Raw genomic sequence first — 6,633 nt, 5'->3', positions numbered from 1 at the left:
GGCCGTCACGACCGCTTCGACCTGCTCGTCGGTGACCGTGCGCGGAGCACCGGGCCGCGGCTCGTCGGACAGGCCGTCCAGGCGCGCCTCCACGAAGCGGCGCCGCCACTTGCCCACCGTCTGCGGCCACACCCCGAGATCGGCGGCCACGTCCTGATTGGACCCACCGTCCGCGCAGGCCAACACGATGCGCGATCGCAGCGCCAGCGCCTGCGACGACTTCGCCCGCCGCGACCAGCGCACCAGAGTCGCCCGTTCGTCGTCGGTCAAGGTCACCGCGGCCACCGGCCGTCCCGTGCGTGCCACGACGCCCATACTAGACATCATCAACGAATTTCAGGCGCAAGACACTAGTGGACCGGAGGCCCACCGCTTGGTGAGTGTTCTCACCTCACATGCGTTTGCCGAGCCGATACCCCCCGGCAAGAATGCTCAGAAGGTCGCCCGCCCCGCCGCCCCGCGGCCGTGGCTGGCACAGTTCGATGATCGAACGGGCACGGCGCCGCGACCGCCCCGGCCACCGGGTTGCGGCCATCGGCGGCAGCGCCCCCGGAGAGGTTTTGGCGAGCAAGCGGTGTACCGCACGGGGCGTGCGCCGCTCACCGGCAGGAGGTCGAAGAGGTCCGATGAAAATCGTCGTGCTGGTCAAGCAGGTACCGGATACCTATTCGGAACGACAGCTGTCCGATTCTGACCACACCCTGGACCGGGACGCCACGGACGCGGTGCTGGATGAGATCAATGAGCGGGCGGTCGAGGCGGCCCTGCAGCTGAAGGAAGGCGATGGCGGCGATTCGACCGTCACTGTCGTGACGATGGGTCCTGACCGGGCCACCGACGCGATCCGCAAGGCGCTGTCGATGGGGGCGGACGCCGCGGTGCACCTCTCGGACGAGGCGCTGCACGGCAGCGACGCGGTGCAGACCGCGCGGGCGCTGGCCAAGGTGCTGGGCACGGTCGAGGGGTTCGACCTGGTCCTGGCCGGGAACGAGGCGTCGGACGGGCGGGCCGCCGCGGTGCCGGCGATGGTCGCGGACGTGCTGGGGCTGCCGGCGCTGACCCACGCCCGGGAGATCGCGATCGAGGGCTCGACGGTGCGGGTGAAGCGGGAGACCGATGACGGGGTGACCGAGCTGACCGCGGAGCTGCCCGCGGTGGTGAGCGTGGGCGAGAAGATCAACGAGCCGCGGTACCCGTCGTTCAAGGGAATCATGGCCGCGAAGAAGAAGCCGGTGACGACGCTGAGCCTGACCGATGCCGGGCTCGACGCGTCGGAGGTGGGTCTGGCCAACGCCCTGTCGAGCGTGACGAGCTCGCAGCCGAAGCCGCCGAAGAGCGCGGGCGAGAAGTTCGAGGACGAGGGCGACGGCGGTTCGAAGATCGCCGCGTACCTGGTGGCGCAGAAGCTCATCTGACCCGGATCGACGGAGGAGAACAGTCATGGCTGAGGTACTGGTCCTCGTCGACCACCTCGACGGCGAGAACAAGAAAAGCACGTATGAGCTGCTGACCGCGGCGCGGACGGTGGGCGAGCCGTCGGCGGTGGTGGTGGGCCCGGCCGGGACCGCGGCGGGGCTGGCCGAGGGGCTGCGTGCGCACGGCGCGGCGAAGATCTACGCCGCGGAGACCGATTCCGCCGAGTTCCTGACCCCGCAGGTGTCGGTCCTCGAGTCGCTGGTCGAGCAGGTCGACCCGGTGGCGGTGCTGATCTCGGCGTCGGCCGACGGCAAGGAGATCGCGGGCAGGCTCGCGGTGCGCACCGGCTCGGCGCTGCTGGCCGACGCGGTCGCGGTGTCGCCGACGGGTGTGACGCATTCGGTGTTCGGCGGGGCCTACATCGCCGAGGCCAAGGCGAACACCGGGCATCCGGTGATCACCCTGCGCGCCGGTTCGGTGGAGATCGAGCAGGCCGAGGGCGCGGGTGCCGAGGAGACCGTGGCGGTGCCTGCGTCCGGGCGCAGCGCCACGGTGATCAGCCGGGAGCCGATCGTCGGCGGCGACCGTCCGGAGCTCACCGAGGCCTCGGTCGTGGTCGCCGGTGGTCGCGGGGTCGGCTCGGCGGACGACTTCGCGATCGTGGAGGGCCTCGCCGATGTGCTCGGGGCCGCGGTCGGCGCGTCGCGGGCGGCGGTGGACTCGGGCTACTACCCGCACCAGTTCCAGGTCGGGCAGACCGGCAAGACCGTCTCCCCGCAGCTGTACATCGCGCTGGGCATCTCCGGCGCGATCCAGCACCGGGCCGGGATGCAGACCAGTAAGACGATCATCGCGGTCAACAAGGACTCGGAGGCGCCGATCTTCGAGATCGCCGACCTCGGCGTGGTCGGGGACCTGTTCAAGGTCGCCCCGCAGCTGCAGGAGGAGATCGCCAAGCGCAAGGCCTGACGCTCGTATCGGCGCAGCGCCCCCGGCCGTGGCCGGGGGCGCTGTCGTGTCTGTTCACCGGGTTGCCACCCGGCGTCGTCACCGGTGGGCTCGGGTGTTTGCCCGCGCCCCGTACCAATGTGGCCGTGACCTCCTCACAGGTGCTGGTCCGGACGCCCGAGGCGGCCGGGTCCCGGTACTCCCTGATGCTGACGACCGACGCCGACGAGGTGCAGGCCGCCCAGCGGCTGCGCCATGACGTGTTCGCGACCGAGCTGGGCGCCGACGTGCATGGCCCGGCGCCCGGCGTCGACGCTGACCGGTTCGACGAGTTCTGTGACCACCTGGTGGTGCGTGACGACGGCACCGGGGAGATCGTCGGAACCTACCGGCTGCTGCCGCCGGAGCGGGCGGTCGCGGCGGGCGCGCTCTACTCCGACGGCGAGTTCGACCTGGCCGCGCTCGCGCCGCTGCGCTCCTCGCTGGTCGAGGCGGGCCGGTCCTGCGTGCACCCTGACCACCGAGACGGCGCCGTCGTCGGGCTGATCTGGGCCGGAATCGCCCGCTACCTGCTGCTCACCGGCAACCGCTGGCTGGCCGGATGCGCGAGTGTTCCCCTCGACGACGGCGGCGCGCTCGCCGCGGGCGTCTGGGACCGGACGTGGGCGCGGCACCTCGCGCCGCAGCGGTACCGGGTCCGGCCGCTGCGCCCGTGGCTGCCCGCGCCCACGATGCGCCACCGGCGCGGCGCCATGCCCGCGCTGCTGCGCGGCTACCTGCGGCTGGGGGCCTGGGTGTGCGGGCCGCCCGCCCACGATCCGGACTTCGGCGTCGCAGACTTCTTCGTCCTGCTGGGCCTCGACCACGTCGACGACCGCTACCTGCGGTTCTTCCTCGGCGCGGATCGGTGAGCGCGCCCGCGCCACCGTCGGTCGCCGACGTCGCGCGACTGCGGATCGTCCGCCCGGCCCATCCCGGCCTGTCATCCGCGACCGACCGCCCCGGTGGGGCCTGGATGCCCTACTCTCCGTGCGGGCCTGCCTGCCTGCCGCCCGCGGTCCTGCCGCGCCGGCTGCGGATCGCACGCCGGCTCTGCGCGCTGACGGTGCTGCTGCTCGTCGCCCTCCCTCTCCTCTGGCTACCGCTGCCGAACGCGCGCCTGCGCGGCAGGACCGTCGCGTGCCTGTTCCGCGGCGTGCTGCGGGCGGCGGGGGTGCGGCTGCGGGTCCGCGGCGGGCGCTATGCCGAGCCCGGCACCGGGGTGCTGGTGGTGGCCAACCACCTGTCCTGGATCGACGTGCTCGCCCTCGGCGCCGTGCAGCCGGTGCGGATGCTCGCCAAGCGGGGGGTCCGCGACTGGGCGGTCGTCGGTGCGCTGGCCGCCCGGCTGGGGACGCTGTTCGTCGACCGCGCGGGGCTGCGCGGGCTGCCCGCGACGGCCGCGGCGATGGCCGAGGCGCTGCGCGGGGGTGCGGCCGTCGGCGTCTTCCCGGAGGGGACGACGTGGTGCGGCGGCGCCGCGGGCCCGTTCCGGCGCGCGGCGTTCCAGGCCGCGCTCGACGCGGGCGCACAGGTGCGCCCGGTGGCGATCACGCTGCGGCTACCGGACGGCAGCCCGGCCCGGGCCGCCGCGTTCATCGGCGAGGACACCTTCCTCGGCGCACTGCGCCGGGCGATGGGGCTGCCAGGCCTGGTGTGCGAGCTGACCGTGCTGCCCGCGATCGCCCCCGGCGCCGCGGCCGACCGCCGCGAGCTGGCCGCGGCGGCGGGCGCGGCGATCGCCGGGGTGACCGGCGTGGCCCATCCGGTGCATCCCGGCCGGGTAACGCGCCCCGTGGCCGCGGCCCACGCCGTCTGAGCTGACCGAGCGTCACCGCCGCGGCTCGATCGACTGGTTCCTTCATCCGCTATTTGATCATGGCGTGCCGCGCGATCGAGGATGGGCCCCTCAGGCTCATGATCTTCGCAGTACGGCAGCGGCGCGGACGTCCCCGAATCCCATCGGTTCGAGTACTTCGACAGCATCCCGGCGGACGACGGCTCCGCCGAGGAGCTGCTGTGCGGGGACGGACGGGTGTGGAGGGCGGTGTACATCGAGGTCAAGCACCGGGTCACCGACTGGGCCGTGGCCAAGGAGTGCATGAGCAATGTGATGAGCCGGGTCGCGCCGGCGCGTGAGGACGGCAAGCTGGTGTGGATCTACCACTGAGCTCCGGACCGCTCGGCGTGGGTCGTGTCGGGCAGTAACGGGATGATCACGTCGTATCCGTGGGACGGAGGCTCGGAGGGCTCGTGGGCCGAGTGCGCGCAGCAGTGATGAGAAGGACCGGCATGGATCCTGACCGGTTGGCGTACGGCCGGTATGTCGTGTGGGACCCGCCGCCGGATCTTCCTATCCGCGACCTCGAACCGGGGCATCCGGGGATCATCGTCGGCCCGTTCTGGCAGGACGTCGAGGTGAACTGGTTCTTCCGCGAGTCCGAGGATTTGAGGTGCCGGCAAGCAGAGCGTGCGGGTGACGTTGCATTCCAGTGCGGGGTACCCGGTGGGGTTCTGTCTCGACGCGGACTCGAACGGGGGCGAACTCGGGGATTGCCGCGAGGTCAATGAGGGCGAGACGTCGGCCGTCCTGTGAACGAACCCGGACCCCGGGCGGGTGTCGGTGAGTGTGCGGGCGAACGTCGACCGATGGAGTCGCGAGAAAACGCCGGTGTGGCGCGCTCGCTGCTGCGGGCCTACCGGGACGCGGCGCTGGCCGTGGGGGTGTGCGTACTCGCCGCGGCCGGAGCCGCCGCGGTGCTGCTGCCCGGCCGGCCGCTCGACGAGCGCTCGCTGCCGTGGCCCTTCGCGAACGAGAACGACCAGCCCGCTGGCCACCGTTGGCCTGCTGGTGGCCGCGCTGGTGCACGTGGTGGCCTCGGGGCTGGCCATCGTCGCCGCCTGATGGCGGGGCGCAGGGGCCCGGCCCGGTGCGGCGACTACGCTGGACGCCGGGGATGGCCGACGGAGACGGACAGTGACTGGGGTGAACGCGACTTATCTGGACCACGCCGCCACGACACCGATGCTCCCGCAGGCGGTGGCGGCGGTGAGTGAGGCGTTGGCGATCACCGGCAACGCCTCGTCCCTGCACTCGTCGGGCCGGCGCTCCCGCAGATTGGTCGAGGAGGCCCGCGAGCGGCTCGCCGCGGCGGTCGGTGCCCGTCCGTCCGAGGTCGTGCTGACCACCGGCGGCACCGAGAGCGACAACCTCGCCGTCAAGGGCCTGTACTGGTCCCGCCGGGCGGCCGATCCGCGGCGCACCCGCGTGCTGGTCTCCGAGATCGAGCACCACGCCGTCCTGGACTCGGCCGAGTGGCTGGCCGAGCACGAGGGCGCGCAGTTGGAGCTGCTCGAGGTCGACGAGTGGGGCCGGGTCCGCCCCGAGACACTGCGGGCGGCCATGGCGCGCGCGCCCGAGACCGTCGCGCTGGTCTCGGTGATGTGGGCGAACAACGAGGTCGGCACGGTGAACCCGATCCGCGAGCTGGTCGACATCGCCCACGAGTTCGGCGTCCCGATACACACCGACGCCGTGCAGGCCGTCGGCATCCTCCCGGTCGACTTCGCGGCCTGCGGCGCGGACGCGCTCACCCTCACCGGGCACAAGCTCGGCGGCCCGTACGGCGCGGGCGCGCTGCTGCTGGGCCGCGAGGTCGGGGTCACCCCGCTGCTGCACGGCGGCGGGCAGGAACGTGATGTGCGCTCGGGAACGGTGGACACACCGTCGGTCATCGGTCTGGCCACCGCCGTCGAGCTCGCGGTGGCCGACGCGCCGCGGCGCGCCGAGGTCGTCGCGGGCCTGCGCGACGATCTGGTGGGCAAGGTGCGCGCCGCGGCCCCCGACGCCAGGCTCAACGGTGACCCCGGCACCGGGCTGATCGACGGCGGGCCGTCGCGGTTGCCGGGTAATGCCCATCTGTCCTTCCCCGGCTGCGAGGGCGACAGTCTGATCATGCTGCTCGACGCGCACGGCATCGAATGCTCCACCGGCTCGGCCTGCACCGCGGGGGTCGCCCAGCCCAGCCACGTGCTGCTGGCGATGGGCGCCGACGAGGCCACCGCCCGCGGCTCGCTGCGGTTCTCGCTGGGGCACACGTCCACCGCGGAGGACGTTGCCGCCGTCGCCGCGGTCATCGGCCAGGTCGTCGAGCGGGCCCGGCGCGCGGGCCAGAACGGGAACGGCCGCGCGCACCGGCGGGCAGCCGCCGGCCGGAGCTGACCCGGGAC

7 protein-coding genes are annotated in these 6,633 nt (G+C 73.0%); 6 read left to right on the top strand and 1 reads right to left on the bottom strand.

The window, feature by feature from the left end:
• Nucleotides 1–306 (bottom strand): helix-turn-helix domain-containing protein (locus tag G567_RS0119050; RefSeq protein ID WP_154667164.1); only part of this gene is annotated, 306 nt, incomplete at its 3' end.
• A 320-nt stretch (nucleotides 307–626) separates the two neighbouring features.
• On the opposite strand from G567_RS0119050, the gene G567_RS0119045 reads away from it, so the two are divergent.
• The 6 genes from G567_RS0119045 to G567_RS0119015 all read left to right on the top strand — a co-directional run bounded on the left by G567_RS0119045 (nucleotide 627) and on the right by G567_RS0119015 (nucleotide 6,625).
• Nucleotides 627–1,415 carry an electron transfer flavoprotein subunit beta/FixA family protein gene (locus G567_RS0119045; RefSeq protein ID WP_028931237.1) on the top strand — a complete coding sequence of 263 codons (789 nt, stop codon included), beginning with the start codon at nucleotides 627–629 and terminating at the stop codon, nucleotides 1,413–1,415.
• Between the two features lie 25 nt (nucleotides 1,416–1,440).
• Complete coding sequence (locus G567_RS0119040) at nucleotides 1,441–2,385, top strand: electron transfer flavoprotein subunit alpha/FixB family protein (protein ID WP_028931236.1); 945 nt, start codon at nucleotides 1,441–1,443, stop codon at nucleotides 2,383–2,385.
• Between the two features lie 125 nt (nucleotides 2,386–2,510).
• Nucleotides 2,511–3,275, top strand: a complete 765-nt coding sequence (locus tag G567_RS0119035) for a GNAT family N-acetyltransferase (protein WP_028931235.1) — start codon at nucleotides 2,511–2,513, stop codon at nucleotides 3,273–3,275.
• Nucleotides 3,272–4,222, top strand: coding sequence for a lysophospholipid acyltransferase family protein (locus G567_RS0119030; RefSeq protein ID WP_147201133.1), 951 nt, complete (start codon nucleotides 3,272–3,274; stop codon nucleotides 4,220–4,222). Before G567_RS0119035 ends, G567_RS0119030 begins: the two co-directional genes overlap by 4 nt.
• Nucleotides 4,223–4,450: 228 nt before the next feature.
• On the top strand, nucleotides 4,451–4,573 hold the full coding sequence (locus G567_RS36710) for a hypothetical protein (RefSeq protein ID WP_261763858.1): 123 nt from the start codon (nucleotides 4,451–4,453) through the stop codon (nucleotides 4,571–4,573).
• 816 nt (nucleotides 4,574–5,389) lie between these two features.
• The gene (locus G567_RS0119015; protein ID WP_084796257.1) at nucleotides 5,390–6,625 is read left to right on the top strand and encodes a cysteine desulfurase family protein; all 1,236 of its coding nucleotides are present in this window, start codon (nucleotides 5,390–5,392) and stop codon (nucleotides 6,623–6,625) included.
• The last annotated feature ends 8 nt before the right edge of the window (nucleotides 6,626–6,633 follow it).

This window comes from Pseudonocardia asaccharolytica DSM 44247 = NBRC 16224, assembly GCF_000423625.1.
Lineage (GTDB): Bacteria > Actinomycetota > Actinomycetes > Mycobacteriales > Pseudonocardiaceae > Pseudonocardia > Pseudonocardia asaccharolytica.
The sequence above is the reverse complement of the archived record's forward strand: the minus strand, read 5'-3'. Positions and strand labels throughout refer to the sequence as shown.